Below are 20,985 nucleotides of genomic sequence, written 5' to 3'. Positions count from 1 at the left end.
TAATAAAATCACAAAACAAAAACAAGATATTAAGAAAACTGTGGTTTTAAATACAAGTCTTACCATTGAATCGGTGCCTGAAAGACTTGCTCCAACAGGAAGTTAGTCTTGCTAAAATGTTTGTTTCCAAACCAGTATCCTCTATTGGCACTTAATGGAGAAGGGTGTCCTGACACTAAAATTTTATGCTTAGTATCCTCAATATATTTGGTTTTTTGTTTAGCGTAACCCCCCCATAACAAAAATATTACCTCTTCCTTTTTATCATTAATTATTTCTATAATAGTATCCGTAAAAGTTTCCCATCCTTTGTTTTGATGACTTCCAGCTTGATTAGCCCTTACAGTTAATGTAGCATTCAACAATAACACTCCTTGCTCCGCCCAACGCATTAAATTGCCACTTTTTGGATAAGGAATACCTAAATCTTGTTCGATTTCCTTAAAAATGTTGATGAGCGATGGCGGATGACTAACACCATCATTTACAGAAAAACAAAGACCGTGTGCTTGCCCATAACCATGATACGGATCTTGTCCAATAATAACAACTTTAATATTTTCAAACGGACAACAATTGAATGCGTTGAATATTTGCTTTCCAGGAGGAAAACATTGATTATTAACGTACTCATTCTTAACAAAATTCACTAAATCTTTAAAATATGGTTTCTCAAATTCGTCTTGTAAATATGGTTTCCAACTGTCGTGTATGTCTACATTCATTTTATTAATTTAATAATCGAAATAAAAATAATACTATCTTTAATCATATTAAAACTTATTAGAGATTGAAAAAAATAAAATTCCCAACTGCACAAACCATACTCTTTATTATCGCTGGTCTTGTGGCTATCCTTACATGGTTTATTCCTTCTGGAAAATTTGATTCTTTGGCTTATAATAAAAATGAAAACACATTTACTCGAACAAGCTTAAATAAAATAGAAACTTTAGAAGCTTCCCAAGAAACATTAGATACGCTAGACATTAAAATCCCAATAGAAAAATTCACAAGTGGTGATATTTGGAAACCAATTAGCATCCCAAACACCTATCATAAAGTAGATGATACACCCCAAGGCATTGTTGCATTTATAAAATCCCCTATTAAAGGGATTATTGAAGCGGCGGATATTATTTTTCTTGTCTTGTTCATTGGCGGACTCATAGGCATTATGAACATTACTGGGGCTTTTGAATCTGGAATAGCATGGTTAGCAAGCGTATTAAAGGGAAAGGAATATTTACTCATCATTTTTGTTACAATATTGATAGCTGTTGGAGGAACCACTTTTGGTCTTGCTGAAGAAACCATTGCATTTTACCCTATTTTGATTCCTATATTTTTAGCTGCAAAATATGATGCGATGGTACCACTTGCGTGCATTTATGTTGGGTCATCAATAGGAACCACCTTTTCCACAACAAATCCATTCAGTTCCATTATAGCATCTGATGCCGCGGGTATTAATTGGACGGTTGGATTAACTGGCAGAATAATCATGTTAGTTTTAGGAACTCTTATTTGTATATTATACATTCTTCGCTACGCACAACGTGTTAAAAAATATCCTTCAAAATCTATTATTTTTAGTCAGAAAGAGGAGATTGAAAAACATTTTGGAAATTCTACACATTCAACAATACCATTAAACAACCGATTAAGACTCATCTTATTTACCTTCATCATGTGCTTTTTTGTTATGATTTATGGCGTCTCACAATTGGAGTGGTGGTTTCTTGAAATGACAACTGTCTTTTTTGTCGGGGTCATAATTATAGGTTTTATAGCTAAAATTGATGAATATACATTCGTAGAAACCTTTGTAAAAGGTGCCAGCGAACTATTGGGAGTCGCTTTGATTATTGGAATCGCACGAGGCGTCACTATATTAATGGTGGATGGTCAAATTAGTGATACGCTACTATATTATGCGAGCAATGCTACAAACGGTATGAACAAAGGAATTTTCATAAATGCCATGCTTTATATTTATGGTGGACTATCCTTTTTTATTCCATCGTCCTCAGGAATGGCCGTTTTAACCATGCCTATTATGTCTCCGTTGGCGGACGGTGTTGGTATTGGTAGAGAAGCCATTGTAAATGCTTATCAATACGGCATGGGACTGTTTGCTTTTATAAGTCCGACGGGATTAATATTGGCGTCCTTAGCTATTGTAAAAGTTGGGTATGATAAATGGTTGAAATTCATAATACCGTTAGTAATTATTTTAACCGTGTTTACAATGGTTATGTTAACAGCTTCGATTTATTTGTAATCCAACTTATAAGCAACCACTGTATTTCCATAAAAAGTAGGAACCAACAATATATTTTCTTTTGGAATGAAAGACATATCGGCAGCATTCAATTTATTTGCCCTAGTGTCCAACAATTTTATTGCAGGGGTATTTAGCATGTTTTTATCAGCAAAATATATTTCACCCTGAAAAGCCGAAAGTATATAACCTTCATTGATTGGTACAATGCCATCGCCTCCTCTTACGCCCGATGCCAATACTGTTTTTTCTTTTGTTATTTTATCTATCGTAATTAATTCTCCTTTACTGGAAGATAATATAAGTATTCTGTTGTCTTCAACTAAAATACCATTAGGATAAAATCCTTTTAAATCAAGCCACAACGAAGATTCGTCATTTACAAGCTTAAAAATTTTTTCGTCCTGAGAGTCCGTTACATAAATATCGCCATTGGTATCTATATCCAAATCATTGATAAAAACAGCATTGGTTATAGGGTGTTTATTTTCTATTTTACCGGTCTCAACATCTATCTCAACAACAGTGTCTATATCACCAACAAATAATTTACCATTAAAAAAGTTGAGCCCTTTTGGCGCATGGATTCCTGTAACCCAATCATGTTTAACAATTTTTCCATTTTTACTGAGCAGGGAAATATAGCCATCACCATCTTTTTTATTGGGCGGTAATCCTCCAATATTTGATACATAAATGATATCTTTTCCTGGATGATATCTCACAGCTTCGGCTGTTTTTAATATCGTATCCGTTTCCCAAAGTTTAGTCAATGTTATTTCAGTTTTCTTTGTTTGTGAATAGCTTATATGAAACGTCATAAGCATAATAACTAGAATTACCGCTAATGGGATATTTTTTTTCATGGAGTAAAATTAAAAATGTGATTATTCGAAAGGCTAAGATACTATTTTCACCAATAGTTCTTTAAGTAAATCGCCTTGCGGAACAGCATTTGAGCCAACGCCTTTGCTTTTTACATCAAACTCGCGTAAGGTTGAAACAATACCGCTTACTTTTTTCATAGGATAGTTGCGTGCAGCAGTAATATAATCATTAACGAAATACGGATTTATTTTTAAGGCAGAAGCGATAGTTCTAGGGGATTTATCGTTTAAACCATGAAAATGAAGCAATTGCGAAAAGAAATTAAACAATAAAGAAACCGTAACAACCATGGGGTTATCTTTTGGATTCTCGGCAAAATAATGGACAATTTTATGTGCTTTTAGAACATCTCTTTCGCCAATGGCTTTTTGTAATTCAAAATTATTGTAGTCTTTACTGATACCAATATTTTCTTCAATAGCCTCGGGTGTGATATTACTTCCCTTAGGTAAAATGATTTGAAGTTTATCCAGTTCGTTATTTATTTTACTTAAATCGGTTCCCAAAAATTCCACAAGCATTTGTGCCGCTTTTGGAGATATGGTATAATTCTTAGAAGCTAAAACCCGTCGAATCCAATCGGCTACCTGATTTTCATATAGTTTTTTACTTTCATAAATAACACCGATTTTATTAACTGCTTTATATAGGGCTTTACGCTTATCAATTTTTTTGTATTTATAGTTAACAACTAAAACCGTTGTGGGTTGCGGATGTGCAGCATAACCAGCCAAATTCTCAATGGTTCTGGATAAATCTTGTGCCTCCTTAACAATAATGACTTGGCGTTCTGCCATCATGGGGTAACGCTTGGCATTGCTAACAATATCTTCAATGGTAACATCCCTACCATACAAAACCATTTGGTTAAAACCTTTTTCTTCGTCGCTTAAAACATTCTTTTCGATGAACTCTGAAATCCTATCAATATAATAAGGCTCTTCACCCATTAAAAAATAAATAGGTTTAATAATACCATTTTTAATATCGGTTACTAATTGTTTTACTTCTTCCAAAACTGAGAAATTTCAAAAATTATAAATTTTAAATCCCAAAAAACAAGTCACGAATTTGGTATTTGATTATTGAAGATTAACTTTGGAAAAATATTAAACACCGTTTTGCAACAACTCAACTTTCCAAAGTTTTCGTTTCGATTCAAAAATAGCGAAAATAAAATTTCTATTTTCGACGTGATACGTAAAAAGTTTGTGGTTTTACAACCCGAAGAATGGGTAAGGCAACATTGCGTTCATTATTTAATTAATGAAAAAAATTACCCTATATCTTTAATTAATGTTGAAAAGGAATTAAAAATCAACAATTTAAGTAAGCGTTACGACATAGTCGTTTTTAATACAGATGGCAGTATTTTAATCATCATTGAATGCAAAGCACCAAATATTCCCATTAATCAAGTAACATTCGATCAAATTGCAAAATATAACCTGACTTTAAATGCTACATATTTGATGGTTACCAACGGATTAAATCATTATTATTGCCAAATGGATTATCAAAACGAACGTTATAATTTTTTAAGAGATATACCTGATTATAGGTAATGTAAACTATAATATTCGTGAATTCGGAACATAAATGAAAATAGCTGTCGTTATATTAAATTGGAACGGAAAAAAACTATTAGAACAGTTTTTGCCTTCGGTTGTTGAACATTCGAATGACGCAACGATTTACGTGGTTGATAATGCTTCAACAGATGATTCCATTGTTTTTGTAAGTTCTAACTACCCAAGTATAAAAATCATAAAAAATAGCATAAATGGTGGCTTTGCCAAAGGTTATAATGACGCTTTAAAACACATTGAAGCCGATGTGTTTTGTCTGTTGAATAGCGATGTTGAAGTCACTAAAAACTGGATAACACCAATTATTAATGTATTTGAAAACGAATCTAATACAGCCATCATCCAGCCTAAAATTTTAGATTACAAAAACAAAGATTATTTTGAATATGCTGGTGCGGCTGGCGGATTTATTGATAAATATGGCTTCCCGTATTGCCGAGGCAGGCTATTTAATACTTTAGAACAAGATATTGGACAATATGATGATATTGCAGATATATTTTGGGCTTCTGGAGCTTGTTTTTTTGTAAGAAGCGAGGTATTTAAAAAACTAAATGGTTTTGACGAGCACTTTTTTGCACACATAGAAGAAATAGACTTGTGTTGGAGAGCTAAAAATTCAGGTTATAACATTAAATATGTATATCAGTCTAAAGTGTATCATTTGGGTGGTGCTACGCTGTCAAAATCAAATTCTAAAAAAACGTATTTGAATTTTAGAAATAGTTTATTCACCTTAATCAAAAATGCAAAAGGGCCTTTGTTTCCTGTGATGTTTTTTCGTCTAACTTTAGATGGAGTTGCAAGCGTTAAATTTTTATTCGAATTAAAACCCAGTCATTCCTTAGCCATTTTAAAATCGCATGTTAGTTTTTACAGGTACTTACCTTACTATTTAAAACAACGAAAACTCCAAAAAAATAAAATAAAATATTTTAGCAAAACATCCATTGTAATTGATTATTTCCTAAATAAAAAAACAACCTATAAATGTTTATAGTTTTTTAATAAAAGTTTTGTTAAAGTGTTAAATTATATCGAATTTTCCATATTTTTGTGTATAATATTTTTAGAAATTAATCCTTATCAATAATTATGAAAAAAGTTTTATTATTTAGCTTGGCTACAATACTACTATTAAGTTCTTGTGTGTCAAAAAAACAATTCACAGACTTACAGGCAAAACAAAAAGAAACTCAAGATTTGCTTAATTCTGCAACAGTAAAATTAAATTCTTGCTTAGAAGAAAGAGCAACATCAACTGCAAGAGCAACAGCACTTGAAGAACAAGTTGCAGATTTGCGTAAAGCCAATGACAACTTAACGGTTTTATCATCTAAAGGTGCTAGCAATATTGAAAAAACGCTTGAAAGCATAAAAGAAAAAGATTTGAAAATCACACGTTTACAAGATGCTTTAAATCAAAAAGACAGCATCACGCTTGCTATAGTGACTAGCTTAAAACGTGAAGTAGGAATCAACGATCCAGATATTGAGATCAATGTTGAAAAAGGTGTTGTATTTATTTCTATTGCTGATAAATTATTATTCCAAAGTGGTAGCTATAACGTAACTACAAGAGCTAAAGAAGTTTTAGCTAAAGTTGCTAAAGTTGTAAATAGCAAACCTGATTTCGAATGTATGGTTGAAGGTCATACAGACAGTGTACCTTACCAAAGTGGTGTGTTATTGGATAACTGGGATTTAAGTGTAAAACGTTCAACATCTATTATAAGAGTTTTACAAGGTCTTGGTGTAAACCCAAAACAACTTATTGCCGCTGGTCGTGCTGATTATGTTCCTTTGGTTGATAATGATACTGCTGAAAACAGAGCTACAAATAGACGTACACGTATTGTAGTATTACCAAAAATTGACCAATTCTATGATATGGTTGAAAAAGAAATGAAAAATCTTTCTGCTCAAAACTAATTAGAATTTAAAATCATATAAGAAAGCTCAACTGAAAGGTTGGGCTTTTTTTTATGCTGAACTTGTTTCAGTAGATGACGTTACCTAAAGGCCTGGCTATGCGTTACAAGTCTTTACTCGTTCCTCTCTGTGGGCTTTTCACTCCTATCCCTATCCCAAACAACTACCTAAATTGCTCTATTTATAATATAAACTATAGAATTGTTGCAATTTTTATTCTCTTAACAGGAACCATGCTCCATGAACCAAGAACCAACAGCTAACAAACTAAAATATCTCCAAACTCCCTTTACCTTCCCTAACAACAATAGGTTCGTCTTCAGATAAATCTATTACAGTAGACGCCTGATTGTCGCCATAACCACCATCAATTACCAAATCGACCAAGTCATCCCATTTTTCTAAAATAAGCTCTGGGTCTGTTGTATATTCCAAAACCTCATCTTCATCACGAATTGATGTTGAAATAATAGGATTTCCCAAGAGTTTTACAATTTCAATGGCTATATTATTTTTAGGCACCCTAATACCAACTGTTTTCTTTTTTTTAAAAGGATTAGGCAAGGTGTTTGAGCCAGGAAGAATGAATGTATAAGGCCCCGGAAGGGCTCGTTTTAAAATCTTAAAGGTTGAACTATTAATTTGTTTTACATAATCACTTAAGTGACTTAAATCATGACAAACAAAAGAAAAATTCGCCTTTTCAAGTTTTACGTTCTTAATTCTTGCTATACGTTCCAACGCTTTTAAATTGGTAATATCACATCCCAAACCATATACCGTATCTGTAGGATAAATAATTAAACCACCTCTTTTTAGAATAGCCACTACCCTTTCAATCTCTTTCGGATTTGGGTTTTCTTCGTATATTCTAATAAACTCTGCCATAATATGTATCTTGCTTTAGCGTTTACAAAGTAAATATTATTTTTATTATGAAGCACCTAAAGTATATTTTCTTATTATTTGTTATATATAGTTGTTCAAACAAAGCGGATGAAGATATATTGACTGATGTCCCATTAGATCCCTCCAAATACTATCAAGAACTTGATGTTTCTTATGGTAATAATGAGAATCAACGTTTTGATTTATACTTACCCGCCAACCGAACATCAACCACTAAAATAATAATTTTGGTCCATGGCGGAGGTTGGACTTCTGGTGATAAAAGCGATATGGATGCCATTAAAGATATTATTCAACAAGATTTCACTAATCTAGCAATTGTTAATGTTAATTATCGATTAGCAAATACAAACAACAGTGCTTACCCTATGCAAATTGAGGATATTAGCTCCATTGTAAATTACTTAAAAGAAAACAAAGCTAAATACACTATATCTGAAGATTTCGGATTTATAGGGATTAGCGCGGGAGGACATTTATCGCTTTTATGGAGTTATGCTTTTGATGATTTTAAAAACATAAAAATGGTTTGCAGTATTGTAGGGCCAACCAATTTGACAGACCCTGCATACTTAAACAATACCGATCCTGTTTTACAGGAGGCATTAAACTCATTTGGCGTAAATACAGAGCTATCTTTCTTAGAAGAAGTAAGTCCGTATCACCAAGTGTCTGCTACGGCACCACCAACCATTTTATTTTATGGTGGACAAGATCCTTTAATTCCTATTACCCAAGGAACGGATTTAAGGGATAAACTTCAAAACCTAGGTGTTACGCATGAATTCACTTTGTATCCCAACGAAGGTCATGGTTGGGAAGGTTTAGAACTATTAGACACTTGGTTAAAACTTAAATCTTTTATGCAAACACATCTTTAAGCAATCAAATATTTTGAGAATTATCCAACGACTTCTAATTTAGCAAAACGCAATAATAATTTTTTTACGCCTCCATGCTGAAAATTAATTTCAGCTTTTATATCTGCGCCTGCCCCTTCTATTTTAAGAACTTCTCCCGTACCAAAACGAATGTGCTTAACTAAATTGCCAACTACTAATTTACTGTCGAATAAATTAACGTTACCATTTGTTTGTCCGACTGGTTTTAGATTTTTTGGCGAACTTCCTTGAAATTTTGTAGGCTCTTCTTTTGAAATTTTTCCTTTATTAAACTCAACTTGTTTCGCTGGTTTAAATCGGATTCTGTTAGGCTCAACGTCTCCAAAAATATCAGCGCTCAGCATAGGGTTAAATCTAAGTTCTTCAGGTGGCGTTAAAATTTCTACATATTCCTCGTCTATTTCCTCTATAAAACGGCTAGGTTCAGAATCAATTAATTTACCCCAACGGTATCTTGATAAAGCATAGGTTAAATAGGCTTGTTTTTCGGCCCGTGTTAAGGCTACGTAAAATAATCTCCGTTCCTCTTCCAGTTCGCTTCGTGTATTCATGCTCATGGCACTAGGAAATAAATCTTCTTCCAATCCAACAATAAACACATTCGGGAATTCCAATCCTTTAGCCAAATGGATGGTCATCAATGCCACATGATTGGTATCGCCTTTATCAGCATCTAAATCGGTTGCCAAGGCTACATCTTCTAAAAATTCCGCTAAAGATCCTGTGGTATCAGCCACTTCTTTCTGACCTTCCACAAAATCCTTCATACCATTTAAAAGCTCTTCAATATTCTCCATTCTGGTAACGCCTTCGGGTGTACCATCTTTTTTCAATTCATTTATTAAACCACTGGTTCTGGTAACATACTCTGCCAACTCAAACACATTAGCTGTTTGATTCAATACTTGGTAACTCTCAATAAGCGTCACAAAATCCTGAAGCTTATTTTTTGTTCCAGAATTTATATTAATGTCTACTTTATTGATATTCTTTAAAACCTCAAAAATACTTCGATTATAACCATTAGCCGCTACAACTAGCCTATCGATGGTGGTCTGACCAATGCCACGAGCTGGAAAATTGATGATTCGCACTAAAGCTTCCTCGTCAGCTGGATTTACTATCAATCTCAAATAGGATAATACATCTTTAATTTCCTTTCTCTGATAAAAAGATGTGCCTCCATAAATTCGATAAGGAATATCCCGTTTACGCAACGCTTCTTCAATCGCTCGCGATTGCGAATTGGTTCTGTACAAAATGGCAAAATCACTGTTTTTCAATTGATGGTTCATTTTTTCTTCAAAAATAGTGCTCGCTACATACCGCCCTTCGTCACCATCTGTTAAAGATCGATGCACTTTAATTTTTGAACCCTCATCATTGGCAGTCCAAACGACTTTATCGAGTTTGGTTTGGTTTTTTTCAATGATGGAATTTGCTGCATTAACGATGTTTTTTGTAGAACGGTAATTTTGCTCCAATCGAAAGACCTTCACATCATCGTAATCCTTTTGAAAATTCAAAATATTATTGATGTTGGCGCCACGAAACGCATATATACTTTGGGCATCATCACCTACAACACAAATATTCTGAAATCTATCGGAGAGTGCTCTCACAATTAAGTATTGCGAATGGTTGGTATCTTGATACTCATCTACCAAAATATATTTAAACCTGTTTTGGTATTTCATCAATACATCAGGAAAACGCGTCAATAATTCATTGGTTTTCAATAACAAATCATCAAAATCCATGGCGCCAGCCTTAAAACATCTGTTTACATATTCTTTATAAATGTCCCCTAAACGTGGTCGTCTAGCCATGGTATCGGCTTCAATTAATTCTGGATTTTGAAAATAAGCGCGAACCGTAATTAAACTGTTTTTGTAAGATGATATTCTAGAACGAATTTGCTTGTATTTATAAATATCTTTATCGAGATTCATTTCCTTGATAATAGAAGCAATCAATCGGTCTGAATCTTGTGTATCGTAAATCGTGAAATTACTTGGATAGCCTAATTTATCTGCTTCGCTACGTAAAATTTTAGCAAAAACAGAGTGGAATGTCCCCATCCATAAGTTTTTAGCTTCACTACTTCCAACAATAGTAGCAATTCGCTCTTTCATTTCTTTTGCGGCTTTGTTGGTAAATGTTAAAGCCAAAATATTGAAAGAATCAACACCCTGACTCATCAAATAAGCAATTCTAAATGTAAGTACACGTGTTTTGCCAGAACCTGCACCGGCAATAATAATCATGGGCCCATCTTTTTGTAAAGTAGGCTCTAATTGTGCTTCGTTTAACTGACTTAAATACTTTTCCAAAACTTATTGTAATTGAGGTGTGAAATTAACCATTGTTAGGCTTTTAGCTGGTTTTTATAATCAATAATTATAAACAATTAACTTTTAATAAGTTCAGTTTTTCTTACCATCACCTGTCATCGCGTTTAATAATCCTGCTTTTATGTTGAGCCACAAATTATTAAATACCGATTTTGTTTTATCCCTTTCTATGTCCGTTCCCTGACCATGTCTAAATTCACTAGATTTATTCTTACTGTCTTTTGAAACAAATAGATTGATTAGTCCTGACAACAATTTATTTTTCTCTTTACCATCTTTCTTTAAAATCACGATATCAAAATTATCATATTGCAATTTTAAATCTATGCGTGACGTATGATCGTTCCCGTTAATAGTAAAATAGTTTTTATTGATTTCTCCATTTAATCTTACATTAAGATTAGGCTCCATAAATTGATTCATATGATTAGCATCCAATGTCCCTATGTCTGCTTTAAATACAAATTCATCATTATCATCCATGACATCAAAATTCCAGTCGATATTTAAAGGTGTATTTTGCATGAAAATAGCATCAATATGGGCTGAGGTTTTAGTTTCACCTTGCTTATATGTATTACTTAAATTAATAATTTCAGCATTTAAATTTGAAAACTCAAGCCTTCCGCCTACAGTCTCCTCCTTAATTTTTTCGGTATAAACCAAAGATGCATTATTTAAAAAAAATTTATCCAAAGTCATATCAAAGTTCAAACCTCTTAACAATTTACTATACAGTGGTTTATAACTTAAATCGTCTGCAACTAATTTATCTCGATAGATGTCAAATTTAGGCTGATAAAAGTCCACTTGATTGCTTCTGAAATATAATAAAGAATCATTTTTTATCCCAAAATCATGATTTTTAACCAATATAGAATCTATGGTTAAATCAAAATAATCACGTTCCACAGAAATCTGTTTTGATAATGCCTCTTTAGAATACTTGGTTTTTATGGATACGTGTTTAATATTAAAAAAATCTGTGTTAAAATTAGCATGTTTTATGAATAAGTTTTCAAAGTCATTAAGCTTACAAAAAAAATTATTGTAGGTTAAACGATAATCCTGATAAGTAACAGGTGTTTTATGTTTAAGGCTTGATTCTTTTATGGCAACAGTGTTTACCCTACCATTAATTGCTTCAGACTTCAATATCAACGAATCATTGGCAACATTAAACACCTCCAAATAACCATTGAACATTTCAATAGTTCCAATTTCAATAGTTTTTTTAAAAGAATCCTTATATGAATTTGAAGATTTTAAGTTTACCAAACTATTATAATGATAGATTATTTTAGGTTGATTTAAAGAAATATTATCTACATTAATTATATCATTAAAGAAATAATCCCAGTAACTTAAATTATTAATGGACAACTCTTTTAATTCAATCTGAACATTAATATTGTTGGTTGTATTTCCGTAAACCAAAATTTTTGGATCTATTAATCCTACACTTCCTGTTAAGGAATTAACATGGATGTCTTGATATTCAATTTTAATAGTTTCAGAAAAATTGTTTATACCCTCTTTAATTTTGTTTTTAATAATAAAATTTACTGTTAAAGCGCTTATAATGAGCAAAACGAACACAAATAAGCCTATGATATATCCTTTTTTCAACCTCTTGTCCATGACATAAAGATAGACTTTCAATACTTTATAACAACATATTTTAAATATCTTTACATTTAACATTTCAATATAAATAATAATTGTTATGGATTCTGAAAGAATTATTGACATGCTTTTTTTCGCCATTCCCTCTTTAATTACTGGATTAATTGCATACTATTTTTTTAAAGAGCATACCAAAAATGAAGATGGCAGAAGACGCTTTTTGTTAAAGAAAGATTTACAGGTTAACGCCTTGCCAATACGGCTACAAGCTTATGAGCGTTTAGCTCTTTTTTTGGAAAGAATGTCTCCTAACAAACTTCTTATCAGAATATCTCCAAACGACTTAAATAAAGAAGATTACGAAGCTTTACTTATACAAACCATTGAGCATGAATTAGAGCATAATTTAACGCAACAAATTTATGTCAGTGAGAAATGTTGGAATATTATTTTAGCTGCTAAAAATGCGACTATTCAATTGATTAGAAAAGCTAGTTTATCCGAAAAAACGACTTCGGCAGACAAATTGAGAGAGGTTATTTTAACTGAAATGATGGAGAGGCGATCTCCTAGCGATGCGGCACTTTCATTAATAAAAGATGAAATTGCCGATATATTTTAGCATTAATTAATCATTTCTTAATTCGTTAAACCTGCCCTGGGCACACTTTTCTTTAGCATAATCAAAGCCTTGTTGCCACCAAGACATCATAAGATTTTTATTAAAAACCAAAGAATTTTCAGTGAGCTTAGATGGTGTATAATACAAATTAAGTTTTACATCTTTATTTTTGGCAGCAAGTTTTCCTATAGTAATATCGCTTTTTTCGACGCCGTCTAGCAAATGTCCAAACAAACTCATCATAAGTGAAAACGGATTTTTGCCCAATACCTTATTGTATTCCATATTTTCAGATTCCAAAATAATGGCATCAACTTCTGTGGCGCCCCTTAAAATAGCCTCCCTAATGGGCACTACACAACCAAAGGCACCATCTGCATATTCAAATCCGTCAACCGTTGCTAAAGACATGAACGGAATGTAATTACAGGAAATCCAGACCCAATTACAAAATTCATCATAGGTGCAATCCTTTATGGATTTATACTCAATCCTGTTTTTTGATAAGTTCGAAACCGTTACAACCACATCTTCTTTGGTCATCTGAATTAAATGATATTCTTCTTCAGTAAAATTTCGTTTTAAATAACGTAAAAGCGCCTTGCTTTCGCCAAAAGTTCGTTTCCTTTTTGCGAATTGAATAAGTGTATTTAAAAAGTTAATGGAAACAAATTCCCTACCTTCTTTTCTGCGTTGCACAAAAGGGTTAATATTAAAAATATTGCCTTGTTTGACACTGGTAAATACTTTATGAATTTTCTCAATTTTACCAGCTGCCAAATGGGGTATCAATAAACTACCTGTTGACGTTCCCAAAAACAAATCATATTCCCTACCTTCTTGTTGAATTAAATATTGGGCAACACCACCTGCATAGGCTCCTTTGCTACCTCCTCCAGATATTACTAATGCTCTCATTCTTCTTTTAGGGGGCTTACTTGTTCGTTTTTATATTTGGCATAATCTAAACCGCTTTGCCACCATTTGGTCATTTTCTCTTTTTCAAAGATTAAGGAATTAGTTGTTAATACGGTAGGCGTATAATAAAAATTAATAATAGCGTTTTGATTGGAAGCAACAAACTTGCCAATTTTTATATTCTGGGATTCTATTCTGTCAAGCATAAACGAAAACATATTGGTCAATAATGAAAAAGCATTTAATGATGGCATTCTATTTAATTGGGTGACTTCAGTTTGCAAAATAACGGCATCTACTTCTTTAGCCCCTCTTTTTATGGCTTCTTCAATGGGAATCATAGAACCTAAACCACCATCAGCATATTCGCAACCATTTTTTTTCACCAAAGACATAAAAGGGATATAATTACATGAAATCCATATCCATTCGCAGAACTCTTCATAATCACAATCTTTGATGGATTTATATTCCACTTGGTTTAATGATAAATTTGAAACCGTAACAATAATATCTTTTCCACCCTTTTTTAATATATCGAATTCACTTTGTGTTAACGTTTCTTTTATAAGTAGTCTTAAATTATGACTTTCTCCAAATGTTTTACTTCCTTTTAAAAAGTTTTTAATCACATTAAAGTGATGTATTTTTATGGTTTCAATACCTCCTTTTTTCTTTTTGATTAGAAACGGACAAATATCAAAAATAGAATCCTGCGAAACACTTGTGTAGACTTCTTTGATTTTTTCAACATTGTTTAAAGCCAAGTGAGACACCAGTAAACTCCCTGTAGAAGTACCAATAAACATATCGTAATCACACCTTTTGCTTTCAATAAGATACTGCGCAACACCGCCTGCAAATGCCCCTTTACTACCACCTCCAGAAATGACTAATGCTTTCATTTAGAAAATTTAATGGTTAAATATAACATTTTAAAAATAGCAACTATTTTTTAAGCAAGTCTTTTGCCATTTTCGAAAATTGCCAAACAGGATGTTTTGCAGCGTCTTCTAAATTTGCTTGGCAGGTTTCATTACAAGCGTTTATCAATTTTAAATATTGAAAGGCATTCTGGCGTATTTCAAAATGATACTTTGGATTTGTGTAATTAGTCATTTCTTCGAAGTATGTCGACTTATTTTCTGGTTCAAAGTCTTCAGTAACCAAGGCTAATGTTAACCAAAGCATTCTTATGTTCTTATCATTAAAACCATGAATGTGTTTTGTTTTGGTTAAATATACTTGCCTATCTTCTGGGAAATTATTCCACAGATTATACAGTGCCAATTCGATGGTTATATATGATTTATCATTTAAAAGCGTTTCGTAGTCTGCTTTTAATTCTGAAGGGATTTTAGAAAGAAATTTTGCAATCGCTTGGCGGACTTTTAAACCGATATTAAAATGCTCTTTTTTTAATTCATTAAATATTTGTGAAACCACTTTAATTTTGGCTTCATCAGACATATTTGAAGTTAAATATTCAGCACATTTAGAGGTATTCTCCTTACAATCGATCTTTAAATATTCTTGAATAAACGTAGATTTTTTCAAACTCTCCATGGCTTTTTCATAATCAAACATCTCACTTTTCAACCAAACTTCAACAAACTCACCCAAACTTTGTTCGCTTGCCTTCTCTACTTCACTTATAAAATCATTGGTTTCAACATTTTTAAACTGATGCTTTTCTAAATAATTTTTAACAGCCAATTTAAAAGCCTCATCGCCCACCAGCTCTCTCAAAATATGCAATACCCAAGCTCCTTTTTTATAAAATGTAGTACTACTTGATTTTGGATCTAAAAGCGAGGTGCCTCCTCCAGCGTTATCTTGTTCCAACAATTCTTGAGCGTATTGATACAATTGCCAGTAGTAATGGTCTTCTCCAAAAATGTCCTTTTCAGCCAACAATGCATAATAGGTCGCGAAGCCTTCTTGTAACCAATGGTGGGTTCCAGAAGTTTCGGTTACCAAATTGCCAAACCATTGGTGCGCCAATTCGTGGGCATTAACATTTACATAATTCTTATCAATAAACGAAATAGAATCTATCAAATAGGTATCAGAAAAAATGGTGGCACTGGTATTTTCCATGCCGGCATAAAGGAAATCCTTTACTGGTATTTGTTTATAATTTTGCCAAGGATAAGGGACTCCAATTTCTTCCTCTAGAAAATCAAACATGTGTTTCGTGTAACGATACGTTGGTTCCAACTTTAATGAATCATTGGGGTAATAAAACATTTCCAAAGGAATACCGCTTTTTGATGTTTCTGTTTTCTTATCATACTTACCAATTGCCAATGCTAACAGATAACTGGACATGGGCTGTTTCATATCGTAATGCCATGTTGTTGTTGAGTCGTTGATTTGTTTATTTGTTAGTTTTCCGTTGGCAACGACTTCATAGTCTTTATCGAAGGTGATGGTTAAATCAAATTCAACCTTTTCATTCATATCATCAAAGCTAGGCAACCAATTGCTCGAGTATTTTCCTTGTCCTTGTGTCCAAACCTGTTGATTGTCACCTCCATTCTCCCAATCAATAAAATACATAGCCCTTTTGGGTTTAGAATGATATTTTAAAATCATAACATTATTCTTTGATGGTTTTATTTGAAAATAAATTTTGCCATCGAACTTAGCCATATTAGGTAAGTTTATCAAATACTCTAACCCATTAACTTCTACATAATCGAAATCAATATTATTAGCATCTATGACAATTGAATCTGTTTCTTTTAAAATGTCAAATGTATATTCAATATTCCCAATTAGTTCAGCTTTATAAGGATCAATATAAAGCATAGCTTTTGCCGTTTTAAAATCGACATATTCAGTTTGTTGCGCTTGTATAAAGGCACAAAAAAATATGATAAAAAGATTGGTAATTAACTTCATAACGTGTTTGTAACAAAGGTTAAGCCAAAATAATAATAATCCTTGTCATTATTACCAAAAGCAGTATTTTAGTTCTATGATTACCAATCTTCAAACTCCTATAGATTATTTAAAAGGCGTTGGTCCAAATCGGGCCGATTTGCTGCGTACGGAATTGGGTATTCACACCTATCAGGACTTAATTAACTTGTTCCCAAACAGATATATTGACAGAACACAATATTATAAAATCAACCACCTACAACGCAATAATGCCGATGTGCAAGTGATTGGAAAAATTACTGAATTTAAAGAAGTAGCACAACAACAAGGGAAACGTTTGGTTGCTACCTTTCAAGACGGTACGGGCTCTATGGAATTGGTTTGGTTTAGAGGTCAAAAATGGATTAGGGAAAGCATCAAATTAAACACACCTTATGTTATTTTCGGAAAAACCAACTGGTTCAATGGCAAATTTAGTATGCCGCATCCCGAAATGGAATTACTTGAAGACCATGAAAAAAATCTACGTTCTGCCATGCAACCAGTCTATCCATCCACAGAAAAGCTATCCAATAAAGGCATCACAAATCGTGTGATTAGTAAAATCATGCAACAACTTTTTTTGGAAACCAATGGTAGGTTTAAGGAAACGCTTTCTGAAAATATACTTTCTGAACTAAAATTAATTAACAAAAGTGAAGCGCTTTTTAACGTGCATTTTCCAAAAAACCAAGAGCTATTAGCACGTGCGCAATACCGATTAAAGTTCGAAGAATTATTCTATATTCAGTTGCAACTTATTCTAAAAAATCTTATTCATAAATCGAAAATAAAAGGCTTTCCTTTTGAAAAAGTTGGTACCTATTTCAATGCCTTTTTTAATAACCATTTGCCCTTTGAATTGACCAATGCACAGAAGCGCGTTCTTAAAGAAATTAGACATGATTTGGGTAGCAATGCACAAATGAATCGGCTTTTACAAGGTGATGTGGGTTCTGGTAAGACCATTGTGGCTCTTATGTCAATGTTAATCGCACTTGACAACGGTTTTCAAGCGTGTTTAATGGCTCCGACTGAAATTTTGTCAGTCCAGCACTATAACGGATTAGTCGAGTTGTGTAATAAATTGAATATCAGTATTAAACTATTGACTGGTTCAACTAAAACTTCAGAACGAAAAGAAATTCACCATATGTTGGAAAATGGTGAATTAGACATCCTAATTGGCACACATGCATTACTCGAAAACAAAGTAAAATTCAGAAATTTGGGGCTCGCTATTATAGATGAACAACACCGTTTTGGGGTGGAGCAACGGAGTAAATTGTGGCATAAAAGCCTCCCTTCTGGGGAGGTTGGCGGGGCTTCTTTCATCCCTCCACACGTTTTAATCATGACGGCAACGCCCATTCCAAGGACCTTAGCCATGTCGGTTTATGGTGATTTAGACATCTCTATTATTGACGAATTACCACCAGGCAGAAAGTCGATAAAAACCGTACATCGTTATGACAAAAATCGATTGAATGTTTTCAAATTTATTCGTGATGAAATTGCAAAAGGCAGGCAGATTTATATTGTATATCCGTTAATCCAAGAAAGCGAAACCATGGATTATAAAGATTTGATGGATGGATACGCCAGCATAGAGCGTGATTTTCCTAAACCAAATTATCAAATTTCCATTGTACATGGAAAAATGAAACCAGCCGATAAAGATTATGAAATGCAACGCTTTATAAAAGGTGAAACCAATATTATGGTAGCCACTACGGTTATTGAGGTTGGCGTTAATGTGCCAAATGCGTCTGTGATGATTATTGAAAGTGCCGAACGCTTTGGTTTATCGCAATTACACCAATTACGTGGACGTGTAGGAAGAGGAGCCGAACAAAGCTATTGTATTTTAATGACAAGCCATAAATTAAGCAACGACAGCAAAACAAGGCTGGAAACCATGGTTAGAACCAGTGATGGTTTTGAAATCGCAGAAGTCGATTTGCGTTTGCGAGGCCCCGGTGATATTATGGGTACACAGCAAAGTGGTGTTTTAAATTTAAAAATCGCCGATATTATCAAGGATAAAGACATACTACAAAACGCTCGATTTTATGCAAAAAAGGTTTTAAATACCGACCCATCACTATCTACTTCTAAAAATAAAGTCATTCTTAACACGTATCAAGAATTAGCAAAATTTAAGAATATTTGGAATTATATAAGTTAACTTGTTAAAACCTTTCTTATTTAGTATGTTGATAATGCATTAATTAGTGGGGAATTTAATTTTCATTTAAAGAATTTAATCACTAATATTGCCAACAGAAAAAACACAATTTCTTATTAAGCTCTCAATACAAAATTTAATCCCTCTAAAAATGAAATTTATTACTTGTTGCACTATTATATTTATACACTGTGGTGTATTTTCTCAAAACTCAACTTGTTTTTATGAAGAATCAAACAATATTGTTGCTATAGAGGCTGAAGATATAGACACAGGCGGTCAATGGTCCGTTGAAAATGCTGTTACGGGATTTTCAGGTAGTGGATATTTAGAATGGGGAAATGGGAGTTATTTTAACACCCCAGGCAACGGTAAATTTTCTGTAAAAATAAAGATAAATAACACTGGAGTTTACAAATTTCAATGGCGTAGCAAAGTGGGTGCTGGTACGAGCTCTACCGATGAAAATGATTCTTGGCTGCGTTTTCCGGATGCTGATGATTTCTTCGCACAAAAAGGCTCAAGCATTATTTATCCAAAAGGAAGCGGTAAAACTCCGAATCCAGAAGGTGCAGGAGCTGATGGTTGGTTTAAGGTATACTCAAGCGGAACTACCAATTGGACTTGGTCTACACTCACAAACGACAACAATGGCTATGAGATATTTGTGCAATTTGATGATCCTGGAATATATACCATGGAAATATCTGCACGATCAGAATTCCATCTACTAGACAGAATCGTATTAAGCAAAAGCGTTGTATCCAATCCTACTGGTTCAAGTATTGAAGAAGCAACATGCTCCAATAACACATTATCGGTTACTGATAATATCAATGCAAAAAAATTCAAGGTTTTTCCAAACCCAGCAACTGCTTCTAACAAAATATCTATTACTGGTATACAACCAGATTCCTATAAAGTTACAATTATGGATATTGTTGGCAAACAAGTATCGAGGAAAGTGAATCTAACATTCGAAAACGATATTGAAGAATTGGAAATAGGATATTTAAAATCAGGCCTTTATTTTCTTACTTTAAGCAGCATAAATAATTTATACTCTGCTAAATTGGTTGTAGAATAATTCTATTTTTATTGCCTTTTAATTTATTAAACTGACTCTTTTGGTGTAATTTATTTAAGCAAAGGTTTATTCGTATTGCAATTATTTATATTTACTTAAAATTTAAATCATGCTCCATTTAAAATTAGAAACCGACCCCAGGTGGGTAAATATTGTAAAAAGTAATATTGAAGAAATACTGACCGACCATGCTTGGTGCGAACAAAAAGCAGCCACGAATGCCATCACCATAATTACTTTAAATTCTGAGCATACCGATTTGGTTACAGATTTGTTAGAACTTGCGAAAGAGGAATTGGAACACTTTCAAATGGTTCACGAAATCATTAAGAAGCGCGGTTACAAGCTAGGCAGGGAACGTAAGGATAGTTATGTAAACGAACTTTATAAATTCATGAATAAAGGTGGAAACAGACTGCAATGTATGGTAGATAGACTGTTGTTTTCAGCGATGATTGAAGCCAGAAGCTGCGAACGTTTTAAACTTCTTTCCAAAGAAATAAAAGACCCAGAACTTTCAAAATTCTATAATGATTTAATGATAAGCGAAGCGGGCCATTACACAACGTTTATAGGCTTCGCTAGAAAATACGGAAAAGACATTGACGTCGATAAACGCTGGAAAGAACTTGTTGAATTTGAAAGCCATGTTATAAAAAACTATGGCAAATCTGAAACCATACACGGCTAAAAAATCCGCTTACTATTTTATCCATAAATTACATAGCAATGTTTGAATGCTAACGTCAATATTTTAT

General features: G+C 33.1%; 18 protein-coding genes. 9 read left to right on the top strand and 9 right to left on the bottom strand.

Features of this window, described 5'->3' with window-relative positions; translation table 11 throughout:
- Positions 1 to 59: 59 nt before the first annotated feature.
- Positions 60 to 725, bottom strand: coding sequence for a uracil-DNA glycosylase (gene ung / locus CSW08_RS01970; protein ID WP_106658235.1), 666 nt, complete (start codon positions 723 to 725; stop codon positions 60 to 62).
- A gap of 65 nt (positions 726 to 790) precedes the next feature.
- On the opposite strand from ung, the gene CSW08_RS01965 reads away from it, so the two are divergent.
- Positions 791 to 2,284: a YfcC family protein gene (locus CSW08_RS01965; RefSeq protein ID WP_106658234.1), complete on the top strand. Its 1,494-nt coding sequence runs from the start codon at positions 791 to 793 to the stop codon at positions 2,282 to 2,284.
- Here the strand turns inward: CSW08_RS01965 and CSW08_RS01960 are convergent.
- The gene (locus CSW08_RS01960; protein WP_106658233.1) at positions 2,275 to 3,150 is read right to left on the bottom strand and encodes an SMP-30/gluconolactonase/LRE family protein; all 876 of its coding nucleotides are present in this window, start codon (positions 3,148 to 3,150) and stop codon (positions 2,275 to 2,277) included. The two genes, CSW08_RS01965 and CSW08_RS01960, sit on opposite strands and share 10 nt — an antisense overlap.
- 33 nt (positions 3,151 to 3,183) lie before the next feature.
- On the bottom strand, positions 3,184 to 4,188 hold the full coding sequence (gene holA / locus CSW08_RS01955; RefSeq protein WP_106658232.1) for a DNA polymerase III subunit delta: 1,005 nt from the start codon (positions 4,186 to 4,188) through the stop codon (positions 3,184 to 3,186).
- A gap of 105 nt (positions 4,189 to 4,293) precedes the next feature.
- On the opposite strand from holA, the gene CSW08_RS01950 reads away from it, so the two are divergent.
- The 3 genes from CSW08_RS01950 to CSW08_RS01940 all read left to right on the top strand — a co-directional run bounded on the left by CSW08_RS01950 (position 4,294) and on the right by CSW08_RS01940 (position 6,693).
- On the top strand, positions 4,294 to 4,737 hold the full coding sequence (locus CSW08_RS01950) for a type I restriction enzyme HsdR N-terminal domain-containing protein (RefSeq protein WP_106658325.1): 444 nt from the start codon (positions 4,294 to 4,296) through the stop codon (positions 4,735 to 4,737).
- Between the two features lie 34 nt (positions 4,738 to 4,771).
- A complete protein-coding gene (locus CSW08_RS01945) occupies positions 4,772 to 5,761 on the top strand; it encodes a glycosyltransferase family 2 protein (RefSeq protein WP_106658231.1) in 990 nt (329 codons plus the stop codon).
- A gap of 95 nt (positions 5,762 to 5,856) precedes the next feature.
- On the top strand, positions 5,857 to 6,693 hold the full coding sequence (locus tag CSW08_RS01940) for an OmpA/MotB family protein (protein ID WP_106658230.1): 837 nt from the start codon (positions 5,857 to 5,859) through the stop codon (positions 6,691 to 6,693).
- A gap of 267 nt (positions 6,694 to 6,960) precedes the next feature.
- Here CSW08_RS01940 and CSW08_RS01935 read toward each other — a convergent pair whose 3' ends face one another.
- Entirely contained in the window at positions 6,961 to 7,581 is a 621-nt protein-coding gene (locus CSW08_RS01935) for an L-threonylcarbamoyladenylate synthase (RefSeq protein ID WP_106658229.1), read from the bottom strand.
- Between the two features lie 47 nt (positions 7,582 to 7,628).
- Here CSW08_RS01935 and CSW08_RS01930 point away from each other — a divergent pair, with 47 nt between their 5' ends.
- Positions 7,629 to 8,483 carry an alpha/beta hydrolase gene (locus CSW08_RS01930; RefSeq protein ID WP_106658228.1) on the top strand — a complete coding sequence of 285 codons (855 nt, stop codon included), beginning with the start codon at positions 7,629 to 7,631 and terminating at the stop codon, positions 8,481 to 8,483.
- Positions 8,484 to 8,503: 20 nt separating this feature from the next.
- Here the strand turns inward: CSW08_RS01930 and CSW08_RS01925 are convergent, their stop codons facing one another.
- The gene (locus tag CSW08_RS01925; protein ID WP_106658227.1) at positions 8,504 to 10,837 is read right to left on the bottom strand and encodes an ATP-dependent helicase; all 2,334 of its coding nucleotides are present in this window, start codon (positions 10,835 to 10,837) and stop codon (positions 8,504 to 8,506) included.
- Between the two features lie 93 nt (positions 10,838 to 10,930).
- The gene (locus CSW08_RS01920; protein WP_106658226.1) at positions 10,931 to 12,499 is read right to left on the bottom strand and encodes a hypothetical protein; all 1,569 of its coding nucleotides are present in this window, start codon (positions 12,497 to 12,499) and stop codon (positions 10,931 to 10,933) included.
- Positions 12,500 to 12,584: 85 nt separating this feature from the next.
- On the opposite strand from CSW08_RS01920, the gene CSW08_RS01915 reads away from it, so the two are divergent.
- Positions 12,585 to 13,106: a DUF7935 family protein gene (locus CSW08_RS01915; RefSeq protein WP_106658225.1), complete on the top strand. Its 522-nt coding sequence runs from the start codon at positions 12,585 to 12,587 to the stop codon at positions 13,104 to 13,106.
- 6 nt (positions 13,107 to 13,112) lie between these two features.
- Here CSW08_RS01915 and CSW08_RS01910 read toward each other — a convergent pair whose 3' ends face one another.
- From CSW08_RS01910 to CSW08_RS01900, 3 genes are read right to left on the bottom strand one after another with little or no spacing between them, the layout of a single operon-like run.
- On the bottom strand, positions 13,113 to 14,024 hold the full coding sequence (locus tag CSW08_RS01910; RefSeq protein WP_106658224.1) for a patatin-like phospholipase family protein: 912 nt from the start codon (positions 14,022 to 14,024) through the stop codon (positions 13,113 to 13,115).
- Positions 14,021 to 14,929, bottom strand: a complete 909-nt coding sequence (locus tag CSW08_RS01905) for a patatin-like phospholipase family protein (protein ID WP_106658223.1) — start codon at positions 14,927 to 14,929, stop codon at positions 14,021 to 14,023. Before CSW08_RS01905 ends, CSW08_RS01910 begins: the two co-directional genes overlap by 4 nt.
- A 43-nt stretch (positions 14,930 to 14,972) precedes the next feature.
- Positions 14,973 to 16,931 carry a M1 family metallopeptidase gene (locus tag CSW08_RS01900; protein ID WP_106658222.1) on the bottom strand — a complete coding sequence of 653 codons (1,959 nt, stop codon included), beginning with the start codon at positions 16,929 to 16,931 and terminating at the stop codon, positions 14,973 to 14,975.
- A 76-nt stretch (positions 16,932 to 17,007) separates the two neighbouring features.
- Between CSW08_RS01900 and recG the strand changes: the two genes are divergently transcribed.
- The 3 genes from recG to miaE all read left to right on the top strand — a co-directional run bounded on the left by recG (position 17,008) and on the right by miaE (position 20,918).
- Positions 17,008 to 19,140 carry an ATP-dependent DNA helicase RecG gene (recG, locus tag CSW08_RS01895; protein ID WP_106658221.1) on the top strand — a complete coding sequence of 711 codons (2,133 nt, stop codon included), beginning with the start codon at positions 17,008 to 17,010 and terminating at the stop codon, positions 19,138 to 19,140.
- Positions 19,141 to 19,291: 151 nt separating this feature from the next.
- Positions 19,292 to 20,227, top strand: a complete 936-nt coding sequence (locus tag CSW08_RS01890; RefSeq protein WP_106658220.1) for a T9SS type A sorting domain-containing protein — start codon at positions 19,292 to 19,294, stop codon at positions 20,225 to 20,227.
- Between the two features lie 109 nt (positions 20,228 to 20,336).
- Positions 20,337 to 20,918: a tRNA-(ms[2]io[6]A)-hydroxylase gene (miaE, locus tag CSW08_RS01885; RefSeq protein WP_106658219.1), complete on the top strand. Its 582-nt coding sequence runs from the start codon at positions 20,337 to 20,339 to the stop codon at positions 20,916 to 20,918.
- Positions 20,919 to 20,985 lie beyond the last annotated feature (67 nt).

It is taken from the genome of Confluentibacter flavum (assembly GCF_002843175.1).
In the GTDB taxonomy this organism is placed as follows: Bacteria; Bacteroidota; Bacteroidia; order Flavobacteriales; family Flavobacteriaceae; genus Confluentibacter; species Confluentibacter flavum.
This window is presented reverse-complemented; position numbering and strand designations above follow the sequence as displayed.